This is a genomic window from Marinobacter sp. LQ44 (genome assembly GCF_001447155.2).
Classification (GTDB): Bacteria; Pseudomonadota; Gammaproteobacteria; order Pseudomonadales; family Oleiphilaceae; genus Marinobacter.
On sequence record NZ_CP014754.1, the window covers coordinates 4,325,873 to 4,347,848 of the forward strand.

Sequence of the window (21,976 nt, forward strand, 5' to 3'; positions counted from 1 at the left end):
CTGTCATGCCGGACCCTGAGTGATGAAGCCGTTGCCCCGAGGCGACGGCAACCTACAGGCTGACTACAATGATAACGGAAACCCTGTCTCCCTCCGCGACTGATAGCAGACACTCCATGACACGAGTATTCCTGAAGTGGGGCACGCTGGCGGCATTGCTGATAGCGGCGCTCTACCTGATCCTGGCGTTGTACGCCCAGCGCGAATTTGTGTTCGCCATGTTGTTTCTGGTGCTGACCGCCTCTGCCGTGGCAGTGTTTGTCAGCCGGAAACTCTATGCGCATCGTTACATATTTCCGGCGGTCGCCGGTATGGGCGTCTTTGTGATCTTCCCGCTGATGTACACAGTGGGCATCGGTTTCACCAATTACAGCGCCAGCAATCTTCTGAGCTTTGACCAGGTGAAAGAAAATCTGCTTGGCCGGACCTATCAATCCGAGTCGGTTCGCTATGACTACCAGCTGTTTCAGACGGATCAAGGCTATGTCCTGTACCTGGACGGCGTCCATCAGGACCTGGTGTCGCCCCCCATTGAACTGGGAACGGAAGAGTCCCGTTTTCCGGTATTGCCATCGGCGGACCTCCCGGAGGGCGAGCCTCTGGCCATCCGCGACATCATCCAGCTGCGGAGCGACCTGTCGAAGCTGAAGCTGGTCACCGAAGATGGCCGGGAGCTGAGCCTGGCGAGCCTGCGCTCCTTCGCGGCGATACACAGCCGGTTTACGCTGCACGATAACGAAACCCTGACCAATAACGAAACCGGCGTGACCTACTTTCCAGACCACGAGACGGGGTTCTACCGTGACGCCGATGGCAATGCCATTTCTCCGGGCTGGACAGTCAATATTGGCTGGGACAATTATCTGAAAGTGGTGAGCGACCCCAGTATTCGCGGGCCCTTTTTGCAGATTTTTGTCTGGACGCTGTCGTTCGCCCTGGCAACGGTGGTGTTTACCCTGGCGCTTGGGCTGGTACTGGCCAATCTGCTGCAGTGGGACCAGATTCGAGGCAAGGGCTTTTACCGCACCATGCTGATATTGCCTTATGCGGTGCCCGCCTTCATCTCGATTCTGGTATTCAAAGGTCTGTTCAACCAGAACTTCGGGGAGATCAACCTGGTTCTGGAAGGTTTGTTCGGTGTTCGCCCGGACTGGTTCAGTGATCCGGCCCTGGCCCGTTCGATGATTCTTATCGTCAACACCTGGCTGGGTTATCCCTACATGATGCTGTTGTGCATGGGCCTGTTGCAGGCTATCCCCCGGGATCTCTATGAGGCTTCGGCAATGGATGGAGCCGGGCCCATCAGCAATCTGTTCAACATCACTCTGCCGCTGATTATCAAACCGCTAACGCCGTTGCTGATTGCCAGTTTTGCGTTCAACTTCAACAACTTTGTTCTGATTGCCCTGTTGACCGGTGGCGCACCGGATATTATCGGAGCCAGCACGCCCGCTGGCACAACCGATTTGCTGGTGAGTTACACCTATCGCATTGCATTCCAGGATTCCGGGCAGAATTTCGGGCTGGCGGCTGCCATCGCCACAGCGATCTTCCTGGTGGTTGGCGCGCTGTCGTTGATCAACCTGAAACTGTCCAAGGTCAAGGTATAAGGAGCTTCCCATGGCGATGGTTCAACCGCGCTCCACTAAATACCGTGTGCTGGCATCCCATCTGGGCATGCTGGCATTTATCGCGGTGATTCTGTTCCCGCTGCTGATGGTGATCTCCATCTCCTTCCGCAGCGGTAACTTTGCCTCCGGTAGCCTGTTGCCGGAGAATCCCTCGCTGGAACACTGGTATCTGGCGCTGGGTATTCCCTACACAGACGACGCCGGCATTACTACCCAACCGCCGTTTCCTGTGCTGCTCTGGCTCTGGAATTCAATCAAGGTGGCGGTGGTTTCGTCCATTCTGATTCTGGCATTGTCTACCACCAGTGCCTATGCCTTCGCCCGCATGCGGTTTGCGGGCAAAGGCGCAGTACTCAAATCCATGCTGATCTTTCAGATGTTCCCGCCGGTGCTGTCCCTGGTGGCGCTGTATGCGTTGTTCGACCAGATCGGCAATCATGTCAGCTGGCTGGGTTTGAATACCCATGGTGCCGTCATCGTGGCCTCTCTGGGCGGCATGGCGCTGCACATCTGGACAATTAAAGGCTACTTCGATTCCATCGACCGGTCACTGGAGGAAGCCGCCATCGTTGACGGTGCCACCACCTGGCAGGCATTCCGCTACATCCTGCTGCCGTTGTCGGTGCCCATTCTGGTGGTGGTGTTCATCCTGGCGTTCATCATGACCATCATGGAATACCCGATGGCCTCGGTGCTGCTGGTGGATACCAACAAGCTGACCCTGGCGGTGGGTGCTCAGCAGTACCTGTACGAGCAGAACTACCTGTGGGGCGACTTTGCCGCGGCGGCGGTGTTGTCTGGTCTGCCGATCACCGTGATTTTCCTGTATTGCCAGAAGTGGATTGTCGGCGGGCTGACCGCCGGTGGTGTTAAAGGCTAGCTTTGTTGTTGCTCTCAGGGCCCGCGAGGGCCCGCTCTCCCAGGCCGTAGCGGAAGATCCCGCACGGCTTCCTTACGCGACCTGCGTCTTCCCGCGTTATCTTTCGCGACCCGGTCAGAGTTATCCCCCCTGCTGACCGGGCTTTTTTTTGTGGACTTAACAGGATGGTGCACAGCCCCTTGATTCCGGTTGCCTATCGCCTGATGTAGCGCGCCCATGTGGGAGGCCCTTTCCAAAACCGTGCGGAGCCAGGGATGGCGGAGCCGAGCGTACAGGGATGTATTCACAGCGTGTTTTGGAAAGGGCCTCCCACATGGGCGTGCGGCCGGCTGTCACCAGTGAGGTCAAGATAGTGGGCACAAAAAAGCCGGTAAAAAATACCGGCCAAGGAGAGTGTACTGCAGATCAAATCAGAAGCGGGCAGGGCCCTAGAAGTCGATGCACGGTTCCCGATAGAGGCGGGGGCAGGCGGTGCCGTCTTCCCGGAACAGGTGGCATTTGTTGGCATTCAGCCCCAATGTCATGGGTGCGCCTTCCTGAACGGGGTTACCGCCATCGGTGCGCATGGTCAGCACGCCCTCAACGTTGTTAACGTCGAGGTGCACCAGGGTCTGATAACCCAGACGCTCAACAACGTGAACCTCACCTTGCAGGTACATGTCGGCCTCCTGGTCTTCGGTCAGGTGTTCCGGACGTATACCCAGGGTGACGTTTTCGCCCTCAAGCAGGTTATGACCGTTCACCGGCAACTCCAGCTGATGGTCACCCGGCAGGGTCACGGTGACCGACTGGTTACTGGCAGAAGCCACCTGGCAGTCAATGAAGTTCATCTTCGGTGAGCCGATAAAGCCTGCCACAAAGCGGGTGGCCGGATAGTGGTAGAGTTCCATGGGCTTGCCCACCTGGGCAATGCAGCCGTTATCCAGCGCCACGATTTTGTCGGCCATGGTCATGGCTTCTACCTGATCGTGGGTGACATAAATCATGGTAGCGCCCAGGCGTTTGTGCAGGCGTGATATTTCGATCCGCATCTGAACGCGCAGCGAGGCATCCAGGTTGGACAGCGGCTCGTCAAACAGGAACACCGCCGGCTCGCGAACGATGGTGCGGCCGATGGCGACCCGCTGGCGTTGGCCGCCAGACAGGTCTTTGGGCTTGCGCTCCAGGAGCTTGTCCAGTTGCAGCAGGGTGGCGGCATCCTGAACCCTCCGGTTGATTTCGTCCTTGTGGGTTTTCGCGAGCTTCAGGCCGAAGGCCATGTTCTCCGCCACATCCATGTGGGGGTAGAGGGCGTAAGACTGGAAGACCATGCCCACTTCCCGTTCCTTGGGGGGCAGGTCATTCACCCGGTCATTGCCGATGTACAAGTCGCCGGTGGTTATGTCCTCCAGCCCGGCAATCATCCGCAGCAGGGTCGACTTTCCGCAGCCGGAGGGGCCGACGAACACCACAAACTCGCCGTCATCGATGTCCAGGTTAACGTTCTTGGTTACCTGGGCGTCGTCATAGCTTTTACAGATATTTCTCAGGGTTACACTGGCCATAGCGTTTATCTTCTTGTTCGATGGTCACCCGTCAGAGCCTGGCGATTTCAATACCCCAGGGCCCCAGTTTCAGTTGTTTTCCGTGCCATTGACCGCCGATGAAATCGGGGGTTCCGGTAATGGGAGAGCCTTGCGCCGGCAGGGTCACGGTACTTCCGGTCTCGCTCAGGTTCAGAGCGATGATCAAGCGTTCCTCACCAAGACTTCTGACGAATACCAGTGTGTCTTTCGGGCTCTTGAGGAATTCGATATCTCCTTCCAGCAGTACAGCCTGCTCCCGGCGCCAGCCCAGAAAACTCCGGTAGGCGGTGAGCACGGAATTATCTTCGGCATGCTGCAGGGCAACGGCGGCGTTGTAATGATCATCATACACGGGCAGCCAGGGGCTGGTGCTGGAAAAGCCGCCGTGGGTTTCTTCGTGATGCCAGACCATTGGAGTCCTGCAGCCGTCCCGGCCTTTGTACTCTGGCCAGAAGTTGATTCCGTAGGGGTCCACCAGGTCTTCGTACTGGAGCTCGGCTTCGGTCAGGCCAAGTTCTTCGCCCTGGTAGATACACACGCTGCCCCGCAGTGTCAGCAGCATGGCCATGTAGGCTTTAAGTTGTTGTTCCGAGCGGGCCTGCCAGCGCGTGGCCACCCGTGCCACATCGTGGTTGCCAATAGCCCAGCACGGCCAGCCATCGGTCAGTTTCTGTTCAATGGTGTCCACGGTTTTGCGGAAAAAGTCGGCACCATGTTGCTCGGTCAGCAGGTCAAACGAGTAGGCCATGTGCAGCTTGTCACCGCCGCTGGTGTAGTCTGCCATGGTCTGCAACGAATCATCATCGCCGATCTCGCCCACGGTCGTGGTGCCCGGGTACTGATCCAGCAGCACGCGTAACCGCTTCAGGAACGTCAGGTTCTCCGGCTGGGTTTTGTCGTGCTTGTGATGCTGGTAGGCGTAGGGGTTTTCTTTGCGAACACCGATGGAGCCCTCCTGCAATGCCTTGCTTGGTGGGTTGTCCCGCAGCTTGCGGTCATGGAAGCAGAAGTTGATGGCGTCCAGGCGGAACCCGTCAACTCCCCGGTCCAGCCAGAACTTCACATCGGACAGCACCTGTTCCTGAACCTCCGGGTTGTGGAAGTTCAGGTCTGGCTGACTGGCCAGGAAGTTGTGCAGGTAGTACTGCTTGCGGCGACTGTCCCAGGCCCAGGAGGAGCCGCCAAACACTGACAGCCAGTTGTTGGGCGGCGTGCCGTCTGGCTTGGGGTCGGCCCACACATACCAGTCGGCTTTTGGATTGTCACGGGACTGGCGACTTTCCACAAACCAGGGGTGTTGGTCGGAAGAGTGGCTCAGCACCTGGTCGATCATGATCTTCAGGCCGCGCTTGTGGGCTTCGGCGATCAGTTCATCGAAATCTTTCAGGGTTCCGAATATCGGGTCGACATTGCGGTAGTCAGAGACGTCGTATCCAAAGTCTTTCATCGGAGAGGTGAAAAACGGGGACAGCCAGATGGCATCCACATTCAGGCTGGCGATGTAGTCCAGCTTCGCGGTCACCCCGGGCAGGTCGCCCACTCCGTCGCCGTTGGAGTCATAGAAGCTGCGTGGATACACTTGATAGATAACGGCGCCACGCCACCAGTCCGGATTTCTGCTCATCTTGCCTCACTTACACCCTGGTGGTGAAAAGTTCTTGTTGTGCGATGGAGGCGAGTCCCCACCGATCAATACACCTGCCATGGTGCGATGTTGCCTTGGGTGGTTCATCCTCCTGCCCGTGTTTTTGTCGGCGTAGCCGGGGGGAGGAGGGGGGCGTAGCGGGGCGTATAGGGTAGTAGTGGGCGTGAGGGGTGGAGGAGCCGATGCCGGCTCACTCCCCCTGGATCTTGCTCAGCAGGTCCTTGGCCAGTTCAATCGCTTCGGAGCGGTGGCTGATGTTCTGCTTCTGGTACAGGCTGCGGATGTGGGTTTTTACCGTGGTAGAAGCCACTTTAAGATGCTCGGCAATCTGGTCGTTGGACAGGCCGGCATGAATCAGGCTCAGTATCTGCCACTCTCGTCGGGTCAGGGGTGAGGTGCGAATCAGCTCCGGCACATCGGGCCGGTCGATGATGTCCTGGATGATGGCTTCGTCCAGGGAAATCCGGATCGCCCGGCTGAAATCCCGCTGCTGTTGGGCAAGCTGAATCAGGCGTTCGGCCCGCTGTTGTTCCATGCCCTCAATCAGGCCGTCGTTGATCAGCGCTTTGAGAATGACAATCAGAACCTTGCCCAGGCGCAGAAAACTTCCCACTGCGCCGGTGGTGCTGGCAAGTTCCAGGGCCAGGCGCATGTGTTCCAGAGCCTTTTCGCGGTTTTCGATCTGCCAGAACAGATAGGCCAGCGCGATATGGTTGCGGTTAAGGTCGGTTTTCAGGCCAATCTGGCCGGCAACGCTGGTCAGTGCCTCCAGGATTGGCCGGGCGCCCTGATATTGGCCCAGACTCATCAGGGCACGGGCCCGGTTTCGACCGTTGCACTGATAGAAATGGTTGGTTGCCTCCTCCGGTTTACACGGTGGTGCAATGGTCAGCCAACGCTCAATGGCGTTCTGGTCCCGCACGGCGTCCCAGTACGTCAGCATGGTGGCATGGGCGTTGGCAACCCAGTCCAGATGGTAGTCGCCAGCGGCGAGCATCTTCTGGACCTTGGCTATGTAGTCTGCACACAGGCTCTGGCGGCCGCGGGCCTGTGCAACCTTGGCCAGAGTGGTGTAGCTCTGGACATACCAGCGTTCGCCCTGGGCTTCCAGAATCTCTATGCCCTGGAGTGCGCAACGTTCCGCGCTCTCCAGGTGATGCCATTCCCACATCACCTGACTGCGAATGCGGAACAGGAACTCGAGAATGGGCAGGTGGTTCAGCTGGTTTTCTTCGGCATATTGAAATGCCCGCTCCTGAATGTTGTAGGCCTTTTGCAAAAGCCCCATGGCCACGCTGATCTCGCTTTGCTGGCACAGGGCCCAGATCACATTCTGGTGCGCCTGATGGGCCCGGGCCATATGTTCGGTTTCCTGCATCCGGGTCAAGGCTTCCTGCAGCTCGCCCCGGACAAACAGGGCTTCACCCAGAACCGAAGCAGCTGCAACCCGTGAGGTGGGCAGGTAGGCGGCTTCTTGCGCTACCGCTTCCCGTGCCAATGCCAGGGCGCGGTCGCTGTCGCCATAGTTCATGGCCACCTGTGCCCGTATGGCACTGAATTCGCCATGGACCGTCCGCTGGGACTCCTCGCTCATGACCGCTTTCAGTTGGGTCTCAGCGGCGGATAGCCAGTTTTCCACCTCGTCGAACTTGTATTGTCCCTGGGCTACCCAGGCCCGAAGCAACGTCAGTGTTGGATCTTCTGCAATGATTTTCTGGGGCAGGGCGTCCAGGCATCGTTGCAGCAGCGTAAACTGGCCTTCGGTAAAGAACTTTCGGCCATGCTGGTTCAGGACCCGGGTAATGCGCTCCGGGTCTTCTGCGGCGACTGCATGCCGGGCGGCTTCCTCTGCGTGGTCCAGCTCCAGCCAGGCATCGGTGGCGCGCTGGTGCAGGGCTTTCTGATTTTCCTGTGTGGTACTGGCAAGCAGGTGCCGCAGGTAGACAGAGAACAGCTGGTGGTAACGAAACCAGAGCGCGCTGTTATCAACGGGCGTGATGAACAACCCCATGGCCAGCAGGCTGCCGAGCAGAGCCTGGCCATCGGAATCGTTCATTACCCGCATGACCATGCCCGCGTTGAAACGGTCAAGGATGCTGGTGCGCAAGAGGAAGGAGCGTTGTTGTTCACTCAGGTCCTGCCCGACCAGTTCGTCAAAGTAGTCAAAAATGTGCTGGTTACCCTGGTCAAGCTGGTCGACAAAATGACTGAACTCGATGCTGGTGCGGGCGGAGGCAGACAACAGTTGCAGCGCCGAGACCCAGCCTTCTACCCTTCGAACCGCACGCTCAATGTTTTCCCGGGAAACCTCAAATGGCAGCCGTTGCTCGAAGTAGCTTTGCGCCTCATCGGCATCAAAGGCGAGATCCCTGCTGGTAATTTCAATCATTTGCCCCTTCATCCTGAGCTGGGCAACACCCAGGGGCGGGAGTGTTCTGGAGATGACAACAAGAGTGAGGTAGGGCGGCAGATGCCGCAGCAGGAACCTGATCCCTTGATGAATCTCCGGGTTGGTGATGATCTGGTAGTCATCAAGAACCAGGTAACTGGGCTCCTCAGAAGGTGGCAGTCCGGCGAGGAGTTCTGTGAGAAATGATTCGAGACCGTGACCCTGTTGGTCCCCTGTCGGATCAATTGCAGGCATATCCGGCGTATCGACAATCTGACCAACGGCATGGGCCAGGTACCCGGCAAACCGGACGGGGTCGTTGTCGGTATTTTCCAGGCGGTACCATGCGGCCTTTGCCTCCAGATCGTCCAGGCGTTCGGCCAGGGTGGTGGTTTTGCCATAGCCTGCCGGGGCATGAACCAGCAACAGGGAGACCGGCTCCCGAGTCTGCAGCAGGTCGTTAAATTTTTCCCGGGCTAACAATCCGGCCGGCGGCAAAGGGGCGCTGGTTTTAGCGGCAATAAAGGTCAGATTTGATGGCGCCGGTGTGGTTGGCATGAGCGGTTTCTCAGACATCTTATTATTGTCCTCTGGCCGAGCCAGGGTTAAACGTATTAGTCAATCATTGTGATCAGGAAGAACACTCTAGCATTTCCGGGCTGAATTGGGACTGCAGGTAGTCTTTTAGCTTCTGGAGTTCCGCCTCGTTGATGTAGAGCCCCTGTTTTGTTCTTCGCCAAAGGACGTCTTCCGGAGTAACAGCCCATTCCCTCGTCACCAGGTAATCGACCTCCCGTTGGCTGAGAGTGTCGGTAAACCAGTGCCCGAGGTCGTCCCTGGATTTGCAGCCGGCCAGGATCTGATGGCTGTCGGTACCATAACAGCGCACGAATCTTCGGATACTGTCGGTGTTCAGCCACGGGTAGTTAATCTCAAGCTCCGCCGCCAGTTGTTGCTGGTTACCAAAGTCACCACCCGGCAGAATGGCCTGCCTGGTCCAGGATTTTCCGGCGCCAGGGAAGTACTCGCATACTTTGTCGGTCACCGCCTCGGCCAGCTTCCGGAAGGTGGTGATCTTGCCGCCGAAAACGGAGATCAGGGGCGGCTGGCCGTCCTCTTCGTCTACCTCAAAGGAGTAGTCCCTGGAGGCAGTCTGGGCGGTCCCCTGTTCATCATCCATCAGTGGCCGGACACCGGAGTAGCTCCACACCACATCTTCCGGCCCAAGCTGTCGACGGAAGTACTGGTTGACGATGGTCAGCAGGTAATCAGTTTCTTCCGGTGATATCCGGGCCTCGGACGGGTTGCCTTCGTAATCCACATCGGTGGTGCCAATGAGGGAGAAGTGTTCTTCGTAAGGGATGACGAAGACGATGCGCTCGTCCTGATTCTGCAGGATGTAGGCCTCGGTGTCGGCGTTCAGGCGGGGCACCACAATGTGGCTGCCTTTCACCATCCGTATCTGTTTCGGGGCCTGCATGCCGAAACTGTCACCGAACAACTGGCTGACCCAGGGGCCGGTGGCATTGACAATAACCTTGGCGTGGACCGTGTGTTGGCGATCCCTGCGGGTGTCTTCCAGTACTGCTCTCCAGCGCGGGCCCTGGCGGCTGGCCTGAATACACCGGGTTTGTGTCAGTATGGTGGCGCCTTTCTGTTGCGCCTTGCGGGCGGACAGCACCACCAGCCGGGCATCGTCCACCCAGCCGTCTGAATACTCGAAACCTTTGGTAATGTCGGGTTTCAGGGGAGAGTTCTGGTCAAAGCTGATGGCCCGTGAGCCAGGTAGCATTTCCCGCTTTGCCAGGTGGTCGTACAGAAACAGCCCGGTACGAATCATCCATGCAGGGCGCAAGTGGGGCTGGTGAGGCAGTCGAAAGCGCATGGGCCACATGATGTGTGGCGCATTGCGTAACAGCGCCTCTCGCTCGGCCAGGGCCTCCCGGACCAACCGGAATTCATAATGCTCCAGGTACCGAAGCCCGCCGTGGATCAGCTTGCTGCTGCTTGATGAGGTGGCGGATGCCAGATCGTTCATCTCGCACAGTATGACGTTCAGGCCACGCCCGGCAGCGTCCATGGCAATACCGGTACCGTTAACACCGCCGCCGATAACCAGCAGATCGCACTGGTCAGGAACGCCTGACGGTTCATTTGCTTCCATTCGTTGACTGCTTTGCCCTGTTAACACGCCTGCTTGCCCCTGATCATCCTTTGAGTGAATGCTGATTATCAGAGAATGAACGCAGGGGGTAAAGCGACGGCGTCACTGAATGGCCGCCCCGTGGGCAGGATGCCCCGGGGCCGGCCGGGTCAGAGTGAAACCGGTTTGCCGGCTTCACGGCGGCGAGCTTCCCACTCTTCCCTGGTCTGGGCGGCCTCGTCGCCGGGCATGGAATCGATGATGTCGAAGTAGTCCGAGCTGAACTGGTCCGCCATGATCTTCTCACGGGGTTTTACCTTCACCACATAGACGGTCTGCACGTTCTGGTGGTCAAACGCCCGCCAGTACTGCTCGTCTTTCAGGAAGCTATAGCGATGCCCCTCAAGTTCCCGGATGACCGCTCGGGTATTGGTGGTGCCGGCCCGTTCGACGGCGGCTTTGTACTGGTAAACAATGCTGTAGGCCGACGCGGCAGACGAAGATGGGCGCATTTCATAGCGGCTGGAAAAGGCCTCAACAAAATCTTTGCCGCGCTGATAGTTGTTTTCATAGGGCAGGTTCCATACCCAGGGGGCGGCGCCTACCACCCCTTCCATGATGGTTGGTCCGACCTGGCGTGCCATACCCAGAGTGAGGTTTGGCACCACAACCTGCATTCGTTTGGTCAGGCCCATTTCATAGGCGGCGTTAAGGGCTCTGACCATGTCGTCGCCAAACAGCACCAGCATCAGTACTTCGGCGTCACTCTCGGCTGCTTGCTCCAGGGCCACCCGGAAGTCAGTAATCAGCGCCCGGGGGAAGGGCGTTTTCACGCCTTTATGCTGTTCTGTGTCTTCGGTGTTGGAAAACTTGCGCACAGACTCTTCCACTGACCAGCCCCAGGTGTAGTCAGCAGTGATGTAGAAGTAGTTCTGGTCTGCGTGGTGGCGATTGAGGTATTGGCTCAAGGCCTTGGCGGTCATCCAGGCATTGTAGGGTTCCCGGAACATATGGCTGTGGCCTTCACTGCCGGTGGTGGCATTGGAATAGGTAAGGGTGCCGAAATAGAGTCGATTGCGATCCCTGGCTGCCTTGCCTGATGAAATGGCAACGGCACTGGATACTCCGCCAAAGACCATCTGTGCACCCTCACGGTCGATAAGCTCGGCAGTGTTCTGCGCGCCCTGGTCGGGTTCACCGCGGGAATTGCGGATAACCAGTTCCAGGGGTTGCCCCATCACGCCGCCGGCTCGATTGATCTCATCAACCGCCAGGAAAGCCCCCAGTCGTTGTTGAAGCCCCTGGTCTTTGTACCGGCCAGTCTGTGGGTAGTTGAGTCCTATCTTGAGTGCTTCTGCATACACTACCGAGCTGCCCAGCAGCAGTAGACATGCCGTGAGCAGGAAGTTTCTGAAAGTCATTGTGGTTGGCCTCCAACGGTTTGGACCCCGAATGCGGGTTATTTTTGTTGTTCGGATCAAACAGGATTAGTGTCTGCCCTCGTTAGTGGACCAACAATGGGACTAAAGTGGAATTTGGCGTAACAATTTGTAGGGTCTTGATATACATCAGGTTGTGCGAAAATAGTGCGTAATCTGGTGTCAGGTTTTGTGTGTGCACCAAACTGGTGCCCGGTAATCTGTGTGTTGCAGGGGGATTGGTGTGAATTGGCTCACGTTTGGGCGTTGGGGCGCTGGCAGGCCCGATCTTTGCTGAGGTCTCAGGGTTCCGAGGGGGCGAATAACTCTGTTCTGCTCCGATGTCCGGTCTGGAGAATCCTGAAATGACTCTGAAAAGCTACAAAATGAACCTGTCTGCCGGTGAGCGTTCCTGGTTGCCTGTCTTTGGGCGTAACGGAAAGCTGGCCATGCGCTGGTCCAGTTTCCTGAACCGAAACATGTACGAGACCAATGAACAGATATTCGAGAACCTGGCCAGAACCAGGCGTGATGCCCTGATTGGGTGGGCAGACCACAAGTGGTCGTTTCTGGAATCCGTTGCTGGCCGCCTGTATGGCAAGAACCCCGAAGCTCTGGGGGAGACTATTGCCCAGACCTCCACCCGGCTAAGGGAGATATCCGAGCTGTTTGTGGTGGCCGAGGATGGCCAGGTTGTTGCGTCCAGCGTGCCTGTCCGCAACGGCAAGCGTGACCTGGCTCCGGAGGCAGTCCGGAGGGGAACGGGTGAGCGTTTCCTGCATGGTCCTTACCGGGACCCGGTAACGGCGTCGTTGGGCAAAACCACCAGTCGGTTTCACGATGCGGTGACTCTGATGTTCTATCAGCCGATCGAGTTGGCCGGGGGGCAGCGGGCAGCTGTGTGTGCGCGAATTCCCAATGATGTGATGAGCGATCTGATTCAGCGTGAGGCCGGACACGTTTTTGAGGAGTCCGGCGACAACTACCTGTTCATGATCGACAGTCGTTTTGACAAGTCCATCTCGCCGGGAACGGCGCTGTCCCGATCCCGCTTCGAAGATGCCACCTTCAGCCACGGCGATAATCTCAAAGACGGCATAGAAACCGGCTTTGGCGTGGTGCGTATTCGGGAGCACACTGAATTCGAGATCCGGTTTACCGATCCGGCAACCGGCCGCTTGCACCCCGGTGTCAGGGAGACCATTGCCAATGGTGAGAACCTGTACGTGCTGTACCCGGGCTATTCCGACTATCGACACATCCCGGTGATTGGCAAGGGCATCACCTTTCAGATGCCTGGTTCGCCTGATACCTGGGGCATGATGTGTGAAGGCGATCTGGAAGAGGTATACCGACGGCGCTCCATCAGCTGGCGGTTATCCAGTCGTTTGGGCTTGCTGGCCGCGGCGCTGTGGCTGGTGAATGTTGCGTTGTCCACGTTGGGGGTGTCGGTATGGCTCGAAAGCGGGATCAATGCCCTGGCGATTTTCGCCATGGTGATGATCTTCCGGTCCACTTCCGTCAAACCGGTGTCGGAGCAGTTGTCCGCCATGGGGGATATCATCCGTGACATTGCCGAGGGCGGAGGCAACTTGCGGCAAAGGATTGACCTGAGCCGGACGCGCCGGGATGAGAGCGGGGATCTGGCCCGCTGGACCAACAGCTTTATTGACAGCCTGGATGGCATGGTGGGCCAGGTGTTGACACTGGCCGCAGACTCCCGGCAAGCCAGTGACCAGATGGTGACCCACAATCGCAGCGCCTATGAGCGGGTTCAGTCTGTGTTGGCTCATATCGACGATATGGTGCACGGTGCCGGTGTTCAGGAAAAAGAAATCAATAACGCGTCAACGACCGCTGAGGAAATGCGGGAAGGCATGGACGCGGTGGTCAGCCGTGCCCAGGCGCAATTTGCCCGGGTCAGTGAGGAAGCACGGAGTATCCGGACGGTGATCACTCGTTCAGCCGATGGAATCCGGGCTGCCAACGATCGGACTGAGGAAATCAGCAAAACTGCCCTGGTCATCAACGATATTGCAGCCCAGACCAACCTGCTTGCCCTGAATGCGGCGATTGAAGCCGCCCGGGCTGGGGAGTCAGGCCGCGGATTTGCGGTAGTCGCGGATGAAGTGCGCCAGCTGGCCAGCCGCACAGCAAAGGCAACGGAAGAGATTGGCCAGCGTCTGCAAGGCGTGCAAGACGAGACACAAAGGGCCGTGGCCGTTATGGAGGAGGGGATTTCGGAAATGGAGAACCGGCTTGCCAAAGCGGAAGCTGCCGCCGACGACAGCTCGGACTTGCATCATATGGTTGGCAAGCTGTTTCGGGCCATTGCCAGCATTGAGCAAACGAATCGCGAGCAAAGTCAGCAGACCCACGGCGTCTCGGAAAGTGCGGCGGCCATGCGTGGCGTGGTAGAACAGCTATCTGCGAGCTCAGAGCGAACGCAGGCCGCAGCGGCAAAGTTGCAGAGGCTGACGGGACAGTTTCAGGTCTCTGCCGAGGTTGCCTGACGGATAGTCGCAGCCCGGCGACCTCAGGCCGTCTCTGCGACGTCCGGATTAAACAGATGGTACTGGTTTCGGCCGTCCCGCTTGGACCGATACATAGCGATGTCGGCTCCGTGCAGTAGCTCTTGCACCGTGGTTCCGTCTTCCGGATACAGGCTGATGCCGATGCTGGAGCCGATCTGGATATTGTCGTTATTGATCCTGTAGGGATTTCGGTTCAGCTCGATCAGCCGCTCCGCCACCTGGATGACGTCCGAAAGCTTGTCGAGTTCCGGCAGCAGCACAATGAACTCATCGCCGCCGAGCCGCGCGAGGGTGTCGTCCTCACGCAGGTAATCGCGCACCCGGGTGGTAAATTGCAGCAGAAGCTCGTCACCGACCGCATGGCCAAGGGTGTCGTTTACCTCTTTGAACTGGTCCAGGTCGATAAACATCACCGCCAGCAACATGTCTTTTCGGTGTGCGTGGCGTATGGCATGTTCCAGACGATCTTCCAGCAGTCGCCGGTTGGGAACGCCGGTAAGTGCGTCGTAGTAGGCGAGCTGGCGGATCTGCTCTTCGTTCTTGCGATTCTGGGTAATGTCGGTGAACAGGCCGGCGTAGTGCGTGGTCTGCCCGTGATCATCAGTGATGGCGGTGATGGTCAGGAGTTCCAGGTAAAGCTCGCCGGTTTTGCGCCGGTTCCAGATCTCACCGCGCCAGTAGCCATGGGTTGTCAGGGACTGCCACATGCGCTTGTAGAACTCCGCATCGTGCCGGCCGGAGGATAGTACCTCTGGTGTGCGCCCGATGACCTCGTCCGGACTGTATCCGGTCAGTTGGGTAAAGGCCGGGTTCACGAATTCGATCCTGACATCCTTGTCGGTCACCATAATGCCTTCGAACGAGGATTCGATAACCCTCTCGGCCAGCTGCAGAGTACGGCGGGACTTTGCCAGCGCCTGGTCCCGCTGTTCGAGCGCTTCCCGCAGGTCATCCAGGTACATCTGTTCGGCGCCAGCGAGCATATCCTGGTAGCCGATCAGACCGGTCACTTCACCACTCAGGTTGACCACCGCCAAGTGCCGTATCCGGTGATCAATCAGCAAATCCCGGGCGTGGATCAACGGGTCTTCTTCGTTGACGGTGAGCAGGGGGCGCGTCGCCAGCTCATGTACCGGAGTGTTGCTGGTGTGGCGGGCGATAAAACGCACCATATCCCTTTCGGTCAGGATGCCCAGTTCACCGTCGCCACAAGTCACCACCACCGCATCTGCGTGGTGATGGTGCATCTGGCTGGCTACTTCAGCGAGTGATTGGGTTCCATTGGCCAACAAGGGTGGCCGGGCAACCACGGCCCGGACTTCCCGGAGTTTCAGGTAGGGTTCCAGCCCCTGATTGAGCGCCAGGTCAGTCTGGGACAAGATGCCAACGGGTGCTTCATTTTCATCGACGACCAGGAAGTGTCGCTTGCCGCTGTCTCTCAATCTGATGGCTGCCTGGCCGGCGTCCATGGTGCTGGGTAAGGTCAGAACCGGAGAGCTCATCACCGTGCTGACCGGCTGGTTGAACCGGTCGGGGTCACTGAAATCCAGTGCCAGGGCATCATGTTCTGTCCAGATGCCGATCACCTGATCCTGGTCCGCGATCAGGATCGAGCTAACGGAGTTTTCCGACATTCGCGCCGCTGCGTCGGCAATACTGGTTTGAGGACTACATTGCAGTAAAAGCCCGCTGTACATAATGCGGGAAATGGGGAGCGGCTGCGCCATCGATAATCCTGTTTTTATCAGCGTTTTATCACCGCTCCAGTTTAGCAACGACCGGCCTCCGCTGCCTTAACTTTCACGTAGCTGCAGGGCTTTCACTTTAGCTGGTTCAGTGGCTTCGGTCTCGAACACTTTCTACACCTGCTTCAGGCCATCCAGGTCGCGTACTTCGGATACCTTGCGGGCCTGATCCATGGCAACGTCGGCATAGCGACGAAAGGCTTCCATCTGCATTTCGGTAGCTTTACTGAACTGGGCGAACAGGGTTTGGTTCAGACGGTTGGCTTTTTCGAAAAGGTCTGTGCTCATTTAATACAACTCCTTTGTATATGGGATGACTGAGCAGCTAGTCTACCGTATGGGGAATGACACGATTTTGACAGGCGTCAAACCCGGATTCAGCATATTCTCTAGGGTATAGACCAATAACAACCCGCCGGGAGATGGCCATGAGCAATCGCAAATCTGAACTTGAAACCCTGAAAGCCGATCTTGAAGCCAGACTGGTGCGTTACCAGGCCCATCAGCGTCGTGAAACCGGTGCCCTCGACAAGGATTTTGAAGAGCAGGCAACCCAGACCCAGAACGATGAAGTAGTGGATTCCCTGGAAGCGGAAACCCGGGCAGAACTGGTGCAGATTGCCCATGCTCTGGATCGTATGAATAGCGGGCTTGGGGACGAGTGCGAGAAGTGTGGTGAGGAGATTGACCCCAGACGTTTGCAGGTGTTGCCTTACACCACAGTTTGTGTAAATTGCGCCGCTGACTGAGCAGGCCAATCCATCGTCCCAAACCAGGGTGGTACTACATGACAGCAACGCACTCTTCTGAGAGCAAACCCAGGGGGTTACCCAAAAGCCAGGTTATCGGTTTCTTGCTGGGTGTCCTGTTTCTTCTTATAACCCTTATGGTGCCGGCGCCGGCGACTATGAGTCCGGAAGCTTGGGCGGCATTGGGGCTGATGTTGCTGATGGCAACCTGGTGGTCAACCGAAGCCATCCCGATTCCTGCAACCGCATTACTGCCGATTGTACTGATCCCGGCCCTGGGGCTGGGATCCATTGGTCAGGCGACGTCACCTTACGCCAATCCGATCATTTTTCTGTTCCTGGGTGGTTTTACCCTGGGGCTGGCCATGCAGCGATGGAACCTGCATCGTCGAATAGCTCTGCTCACGCTCAGGGCCGTGGGTGACCAGCCCAAGCGCCAGGTGGCCGGGTTCATGTTGGCCACCGCATTTCTCAGCATGTGGGTCAGCAATACGGCCACGGCCATCATGATGTTGCCCATAGGTTTGTCTGTGGTGGCGATGATGGATAGCTCCAACCCTGAGGGTGTTCGGCGCTATGCAACCGCCTTGCTGTTAGCCATTGCCTATTCGGCGAGTATTGGCGGAATTGCCACCCTGATTGGCACGCCGCCTAATGCCTTGTTGGCGGCGTACCTGAGCGAAAACCAGGGCATTTCCGTGGGTTTTGCCCAATGGATGCTGCTGGGTGTGCCGGTATCGGTGGTCATGCTGGTTCTTGCCTGGTGGTGGTTGACCCGTAAGGATTTCGGTATTGGGGGCTCGGCAGACAGCGGTGAGATGATTCGTGATGAGCTGGCCAAGCTCGGCGCTATGAGCCGGGGTGAAAAGCTGGTTGCCCTGGTGTTTCTGGTCACGGCGGCCGCCTGGATTTTCCGGCCTTTGTTGTCCGCCAACCTGATGCCGTGGCTCAGCGATACCGGTATCGCGATTGCGGCTGCCATTGCCATGTTTGTTATTCCTGTTAACACCGCCGAGCGGGTGTTTGTGCTGGACTGGGATTCGGCCAACAAGCTGCCCTGGGGTGTGCTCCTGCTATTCGGTGGTGGTCTGGCCATGGCGGGTGTTATCAGTAGCTCAGGGCTGGCGGAGTGGATTGCCCAAAGCCTTGGTGTTGCCGGGGCGTTGCCGACACTGGTTATGATTGTTCTGGTGGCTACCGTCATTATTTTTCTGACGGAAGTGACCAGCAATACCGCCACCGCCGCAGCGTTCCTGCCCCTGTTGGGTGCCCTGGCCATGTCGCAGGGTGTGTCGCCGTTGTTGCTGACGGTGCCTGCGGCCATCGCGGCCAGTTGTGCCTTTATGATGCCGGTAGCGACTCCGCCCAACGCGATTGTGTTTTCCAGTGGCCATATGCGAATTGCCGATATGATTCGTGCCGGCTTTGCCCTGAACATTATCGGCATCATCGTTGTTACCCTGCTCAGCTACCTGCTACTCGGGATTGTCTTTACCCTCTGATGGGGTACCTTGCCCATCGGTTTTCCTTCCCACCTGCCTGTTTCCGATACCTTCGGGAACAGGCGGGTGTTGCCGGCTACCTTGAGCCTTGAACCAGTTCTCAGTCCATCCATGTCAGGCCCCTTCTGCAGCGACAGATTTGAGGCACAGTTATCTTTAAGCCAGTCGCGATTTCGGTATCGTACCGTAACAACATGTAACCCGATAAGTTGCACGTCTAATAAAAACAGGGACTTTCCAAGATGCTGCTGGTGCTGGCCGGATCCATTCTCACGTTCACTATGGTGCAGGAAGCCACCGAGGTTGAGCCGTTTGATCGGGGCACGATTGTTATCCAGCAGAACGTGGACACCAGCCCGGCGCTGCTACGTTCTGATGTTCGGGTTGAGCCTCTGGTTGAACAGAAATTCCGTAATATCGTGCGTCAGGCATACGACTACAGCTGCGGCAGTGCGGCACTGACAACCGTCCTGAATTTCTATCTGGGCAGAAATCTGTCTGAACGTCAGGTGATGGAAGGATTGCTCCACTACGGTGAAAGTGAGCGCATTGTTCAGCGCCGGGCGTTTTCAATGTTGGACATGAAACGACTGGTCACTGCCCTGGGTTATCCCTCCGGTGGCTTCCGGGCCAAGATTGATGACCTCATGGAGCTGGACCACCCCGCCATCGTTCCCATCGATCACGCCGGTTTCAAGCATTTTGTGGTGCTCAGGACCATTCGTGACGGGCGGGTATACCTGGCGGATCCTGCCGTTGGCAACATCTCCTTCACGCTCGATCAGTTCGAAGAAAAATGGGACGACAACGTTCTGTTTATCGTTTTTCCGGGTAGCGACAAGCCGCTGGATAACCTTGAACTCAAAGAAGAAGATCTGCGATTTGTGGATGACCAGACAATGACCCTGCTGGCGTTACAGCAAATGCCTGTATTCCATGAATCTACCGAAAGACGTATCCAGAATGTGCTCGAACGTCAGAAAAACAACCCGGACGGCAGCGTAGAGAATACTCGAAAACAGCTGTACTACCGCCGCAACTAATTTTTCGGGTGGTAAGCCCGGAACAGGAATAAAACCAATAAAAGTAGGGAGTCAGGATGAATCGTTGGTTAGTGCGAGGCTTTATCCTTGTTTCCGCCTCGGGTCTGCTTCCGGCCATGTCAGTGGCGCAGGATGGCAATGTTGATCAGGCGCGGGAAGCGCTGGCCCGTCAGGAAGGCGATGAGGATGCCACAAGGCAGTTGGAGGAAGTGTTCCAGGCGGCGGAAAAGAACTATTCGCTGCAGAAAAAGGGCACTCACTCCCTGAACTATTCCTTTGACTACTCCTACACCGGTGACCAGCGTCTCGATCTAGCCATTACCAATGGTTCGGTCAGGAATCTTGATGTTGTGCCCACAGCCACGCACAACTTCACCAACGCTTTCTCATACGACTACGGCCTGCTGGATAACCTGACCATCGGCACGCGTATTCCCCTGGTGGTGAAATACGACACCGAGGACGAATTGTCCGTGTATGACTTCGGCGACATCTCTTTTACCGGCCGCTGGCAGCCGTTCGCTTACGTGCCGGGCAAGGTATCGACCACCTTCTTTGGAACGCTGACCTCGAAAACCGGTGTCAGCCCCTATGAAATTGACATCAAGGAGCAGCTGTCCACGGGCAGCGGATATTACTCCATCGGCGGCGGCCTCAGTATGTCGAAGGTGTTGGACCCGGTGGTGGTCTTCGGCTCGGTCAGTGCTACCTACAACATTGAAGAGGATGGTCTGGAGCAGGTCCGGGGCGCTCGCCTGCTGACCAAGGTTGAGCCCGGCTTCGGGTTGTCCGGTTCTGCCGGTTTTGCCTACTCGCTGTCTTACGATATTTCCCTGAGCATTTCCGCCCAGCTCAGTTACAGCGATGAAACTGTGCTCACGTTCCGCAATGGCGATCAAGCCGTTGCACAAGACCAGATGACCGGCTTTCTGAGCATGTCTCTGGGTACCCGGGTGAGTGACACCACCATCGTCAACACCAGCCTGGGCATTGGGCTGACCGAAGATGCTCCGGATTTCTCCCTGGGTATATCCCTGCCCATTAATTTCTCCGGCCTCAAAGAGTGATTGGAGCTGCAGACGATTTAAGGGAAGGGACGAATTTCATGGCACATTTCAGCCAAACAAAGCAGCTTCTGGGGGCCGTCATCGCCGCGACACTCTCATGTGGAGCACAGGCGCAGCTTGCCCAGAATCTCACCATCCATCCCAAGGCGTTGGCGCTGGGCAATGCCGTGACAGCGGATCCACCCGGTGTCATGGCCATCCATTATAATCCGGCGGGCCTGACCAAACTGAAAGACCGGCAACTTGAGGTAAACCTCCTGAGTGTTTACCTGGACATCGATGCCGACTTTATTGCTCCGGATGGTTATGAAATCTTCGGTATCGACGGACTTGAAATCGACCCGAACACGGGAAAACAGCGGGATCCCGTGGCCAATACCCACAGTCATACCAACAATGTTGCACTCTACGTTCCGGGGTTCGGGATTCTGAAAGCGCCACCGGGCCCTGCGGTTGCGCCGTCAGCTGGCATCAGCATCAATCCTCCGGGGTCAAAACTGACCTTTGCCAACGCTTTCTACCTGCCGCTGGCTGCAGGTTTCTATCGGGACAAGGATGATCCGGGCCGTTACCAACCCCAGGCCACGGCTTTGCAGCGCACCACCTATCTGTCGCCAAGCGTTGGTTATGAAATCAATGACCAGTGGTCGGTGGGTGCGGGTATTCACCTGTCACACATGGGTATTGCCGCCGATCAGTATATGCGGGCGCCCAACATGTTGTTGGGTGTTGCGGAAGTGCTTCAGGATGCGTTCAACTGTGAGAGTGGCGATGAGCCCCTGCAGCCCTGGCTGGCCCTGTGTGGCGGTAACGTGGGCCCCTGGGATGATATTGGTGCTTTGAGCATCAATGTTCAGGAAACCATATCGCCAACCTACACCCTGGGGGTGCTCTGGGAGCCGAACGACTGGTTTCGCTGGGGGGCAAGCTATACCTCTGAAGCGGACATGAACCTCAAAGGGACGTTCGAGATCCAGTACACCGACGACTGGTCCGGTTTCTGGCAGAGTGTTAACGGTTCGGTATTGGGGGCTATTACCTCTGCCATCCTGAGCCTGCCGTCTGGGGCACCCCGGGAAGCGGGTAATGTCAGCATGGATCTGGTCTACCCACAGCATTTCCAGACCGGTATCAGTGTCGATGTTCACCCCAAACTGACGTTGAATGCTGATGTGGGTTGGACAGACTACGCCCAGTGGGATGCCTTCGTGTTCCGCTTTGACCGAAATCTGGAATTCCTGAACGCGGCGCGGATTCTGTCGCCCGACAATGCAACGCCAAACACTCTCCGACTGCCGCTGGGCTTCAAGAGTCAGTGGAACTGGGCGTTTGGTGCTGAGTTCCATGCGTCATCACGACTGGATCTACGGGCCGGTGTCGAGATTCGAGACTCAGTCATTCCCGATGACCAGCGATCGATCATGGCACCGTTCGGTGGCGCCAATCTCTACAGCATCGGGATGGGGTACAAGTGGGACAAAAACACCGAGATCGATATGAACCTGTCCTACCTGCAGTCCATTGAAACCATTCCGGCCAATACCAGCTGCAACGTGAACTGTGACAACATCACCAATATCATCTATAACCCCTATGCCGGGCTGGATATCAAAACCTCGTTGCGGGTGGTCATGGCGGGGCTGAGCTTCCGGACCAAGTTCTGAT

The 21,976-nt window shown here is 57.3% G+C and carries 15 protein-coding genes; 8 read left to right on the forward strand and 7 right to left on the reverse strand.

Annotation, left to right across the window (positions count from 1 at the left end):
• Window positions 1–68 precede the first annotated feature (68 nt).
• Together malF and malG are read left to right on the forward strand one after the other, a co-directional pair.
• On the forward strand, window positions 69–1,610 hold the full coding sequence (gene malF, locus ASQ50_RS19780) for a maltose ABC transporter permease MalF (RefSeq protein WP_058089504.1): 1,542 nt from the start codon (window positions 69–71) through the stop codon (window positions 1,608–1,610).
• Between the two features lie 10 nt (window positions 1,611–1,620).
• The gene (gene malG / locus ASQ50_RS19785) at window positions 1,621–2,511 is read left to right on the forward strand and encodes a maltose ABC transporter permease MalG (RefSeq protein ID WP_058089505.1); all 891 of its coding nucleotides are present in this window, start codon (window positions 1,621–1,623) and stop codon (window positions 2,509–2,511) included.
• A gap of 428 nt (window positions 2,512–2,939) precedes the next feature.
• Here malG and malK read toward each other — a convergent pair whose 3' ends face one another.
• The 5 genes from malK to ASQ50_RS19810 all read right to left on the reverse strand — a co-directional run bounded on the left by malK (window position 2,940) and on the right by ASQ50_RS19810 (window position 11,674).
• Window positions 2,940–4,055 carry a maltose/maltodextrin ABC transporter ATP-binding protein MalK gene (gene malK / locus ASQ50_RS19790; protein ID WP_058089506.1) on the reverse strand — a complete coding sequence of 372 codons (1,116 nt, stop codon included), beginning with the start codon at window positions 4,053–4,055 and terminating at the stop codon, window positions 2,940–2,942.
• A gap of 31 nt (window positions 4,056–4,086) precedes the next feature.
• Window positions 4,087–5,700, reverse strand: a complete 1,614-nt coding sequence (locus ASQ50_RS19795) for an alpha-glucosidase family protein (protein WP_058089507.1) — start codon at window positions 5,698–5,700, stop codon at window positions 4,087–4,089.
• 211 nt (window positions 5,701–5,911) lie between these two features.
• The gene (malT, locus tag ASQ50_RS19800; protein ID WP_227510064.1) at window positions 5,912–8,686 is read right to left on the reverse strand and encodes an HTH-type transcriptional regulator MalT; all 2,775 of its coding nucleotides are present in this window, start codon (window positions 8,684–8,686) and stop codon (window positions 5,912–5,914) included.
• A gap of 55 nt (window positions 8,687–8,741) precedes the next feature.
• Window positions 8,742–10,274 (reverse strand): glycerol-3-phosphate dehydrogenase, encoded by a 1,533-nt coding sequence (gene glpD, locus ASQ50_RS19805; protein ID WP_058089508.1) that lies wholly within the window; start codon window positions 10,272–10,274, stop codon window positions 8,742–8,744.
• 149 nt (window positions 10,275–10,423) lie between these two features.
• Entirely contained in the window at window positions 10,424–11,674 is a 1,251-nt protein-coding gene (locus ASQ50_RS19810) for an ABC transporter substrate-binding protein (RefSeq protein ID WP_058089509.1), read from the reverse strand.
• Between the two features lie 362 nt (window positions 11,675–12,036).
• On the opposite strand from ASQ50_RS19810, the gene ASQ50_RS19815 reads away from it, so the two are divergent.
• The gene (locus tag ASQ50_RS19815; protein ID WP_058089510.1) at window positions 12,037–14,184 is read left to right on the forward strand and encodes a methyl-accepting chemotaxis protein; all 2,148 of its coding nucleotides are present in this window, start codon (window positions 12,037–12,039) and stop codon (window positions 14,182–14,184) included.
• A gap of 23 nt (window positions 14,185–14,207) precedes the next feature.
• Here the strand turns inward: ASQ50_RS19815 and ASQ50_RS19820 are convergent, their stop codons facing one another.
• The gene (locus ASQ50_RS19820) at window positions 14,208–15,932 is read right to left on the reverse strand and encodes a diguanylate cyclase domain-containing protein (protein WP_058089511.1); all 1,725 of its coding nucleotides are present in this window, start codon (window positions 15,930–15,932) and stop codon (window positions 14,208–14,210) included.
• A gap of 132 nt (window positions 15,933–16,064) precedes the next feature.
• The gene (locus ASQ50_RS19825) at window positions 16,065–16,238 is read right to left on the reverse strand and encodes a phasin family protein (protein WP_082780492.1); all 174 of its coding nucleotides are present in this window, start codon (window positions 16,236–16,238) and stop codon (window positions 16,065–16,067) included.
• A gap of 140 nt (window positions 16,239–16,378) precedes the next feature.
• On the opposite strand from ASQ50_RS19825, the gene ASQ50_RS19830 reads away from it, so the two are divergent.
• The 5 genes from ASQ50_RS19830 (at window position 16,379) to ASQ50_RS19850 (ending at window position 21,975) form a co-directional block, all read left to right on the forward strand.
• Window positions 16,379–16,699: a TraR/DksA family transcriptional regulator gene (locus tag ASQ50_RS19830; RefSeq protein ID WP_058089512.1), complete on the forward strand. Its 321-nt coding sequence runs from the start codon at window positions 16,379–16,381 to the stop codon at window positions 16,697–16,699.
• A 38-nt stretch (window positions 16,700–16,737) separates the two neighbouring features.
• A complete protein-coding gene (locus ASQ50_RS19835) occupies window positions 16,738–18,201 on the forward strand; it encodes an SLC13 family permease (RefSeq protein WP_058089513.1) in 1,464 nt (487 codons plus the stop codon).
• Between the two features lie 242 nt (window positions 18,202–18,443).
• A complete protein-coding gene (locus tag ASQ50_RS19840) occupies window positions 18,444–19,244 on the forward strand; it encodes a C39 family peptidase (RefSeq protein ID WP_058089514.1) in 801 nt (266 codons plus the stop codon).
• A 56-nt stretch (window positions 19,245–19,300) separates the two neighbouring features.
• Window positions 19,301–20,311 (forward strand): hypothetical protein, encoded by a 1,011-nt coding sequence (locus ASQ50_RS19845; protein WP_058089515.1) that lies wholly within the window; start codon window positions 19,301–19,303, stop codon window positions 20,309–20,311.
• Window positions 20,312–20,349: 38 nt separating this feature from the next.
• A complete protein-coding gene (locus ASQ50_RS19850; protein WP_058089516.1) occupies window positions 20,350–21,975 on the forward strand; it encodes an OmpP1/FadL family transporter in 1,626 nt (541 codons plus the stop codon).
• Window position 21,976 lies beyond the last annotated feature (1 nt).

What these genes read in the sequence shown, in the direction of transcription:
- ASQ50_RS19810 (WP_058089509.1), bottom strand. Translation starts at nt 11,674, where the DNA reads ATGACTTTCAGAAACTTCCTGCTCACGGCATGTCTACTGCTGCTGGGC.
- ASQ50_RS19835 (WP_058089513.1), top strand. Translation starts at nt 16,738, where the DNA reads ATGACAGCAACGCACTCTTCTGAGAGCAAACCCAGGGGGTTACCCAAA.
- malG (WP_058089505.1), top strand. Translation starts at nt 1,621, where the DNA reads ATGGCGATGGTTCAACCGCGCTCCACTAAATACCGTGTGCTGGCATCC.
- malF (WP_058089504.1), top strand. Translation starts at nt 69, where the DNA reads ATGATAACGGAAACCCTGTCTCCCTCCGCGACTGATAGCAGACACTCC.
- ASQ50_RS19840 (WP_058089514.1), top strand. Translation starts at nt 18,444, where the DNA reads ATGCTGCTGGTGCTGGCCGGATCCATTCTCACGTTCACTATGGTGCAG.
- ASQ50_RS19820 (WP_058089511.1), bottom strand. Translation starts at nt 15,932, where the DNA reads ATGGCGCAGCCGCTCCCCATTTCCCGCATTATGTACAGCGGGCTTTTA.
- ASQ50_RS19825 (WP_082780492.1), bottom strand. Translation starts at nt 16,238, where the DNA reads ATGAGCACAGACCTTTTCGAAAAAGCCAACCGTCTGAACCAAACCCTG.
- ASQ50_RS19845 (WP_058089515.1), top strand. Translation starts at nt 19,301, where the DNA reads ATGAATCGTTGGTTAGTGCGAGGCTTTATCCTTGTTTCCGCCTCGGGT.
- ASQ50_RS19815 (WP_058089510.1), top strand. Translation starts at nt 12,037, where the DNA reads ATGACTCTGAAAAGCTACAAAATGAACCTGTCTGCCGGTGAGCGTTCC.
- malT (WP_227510064.1), bottom strand. Translation starts at nt 8,686, where the DNA reads ATGTCTGAGAAACCGCTCATGCCAACCACACCGGCGCCATCAAATCTG.
- malK (WP_058089506.1), bottom strand. Translation starts at nt 4,055, where the DNA reads ATGGCCAGTGTAACCCTGAGAAATATCTGTAAAAGCTATGACGACGCC.
- ASQ50_RS19795 (WP_058089507.1), bottom strand. Translation starts at nt 5,700, where the DNA reads ATGAGCAGAAATCCGGACTGGTGGCGTGGCGCCGTTATCTATCAAGTG.
- ASQ50_RS19850 (WP_058089516.1), top strand. Translation starts at nt 20,350, where the DNA reads ATGGCACATTTCAGCCAAACAAAGCAGCTTCTGGGGGCCGTCATCGCC.
- ASQ50_RS19830 (WP_058089512.1), top strand. Translation starts at nt 16,379, where the DNA reads ATGAGCAATCGCAAATCTGAACTTGAAACCCTGAAAGCCGATCTTGAA.
- glpD (WP_058089508.1), bottom strand. Translation starts at nt 10,274, where the DNA reads ATGGAAGCAAATGAACCGTCAGGCGTTCCTGACCAGTGCGATCTGCTG.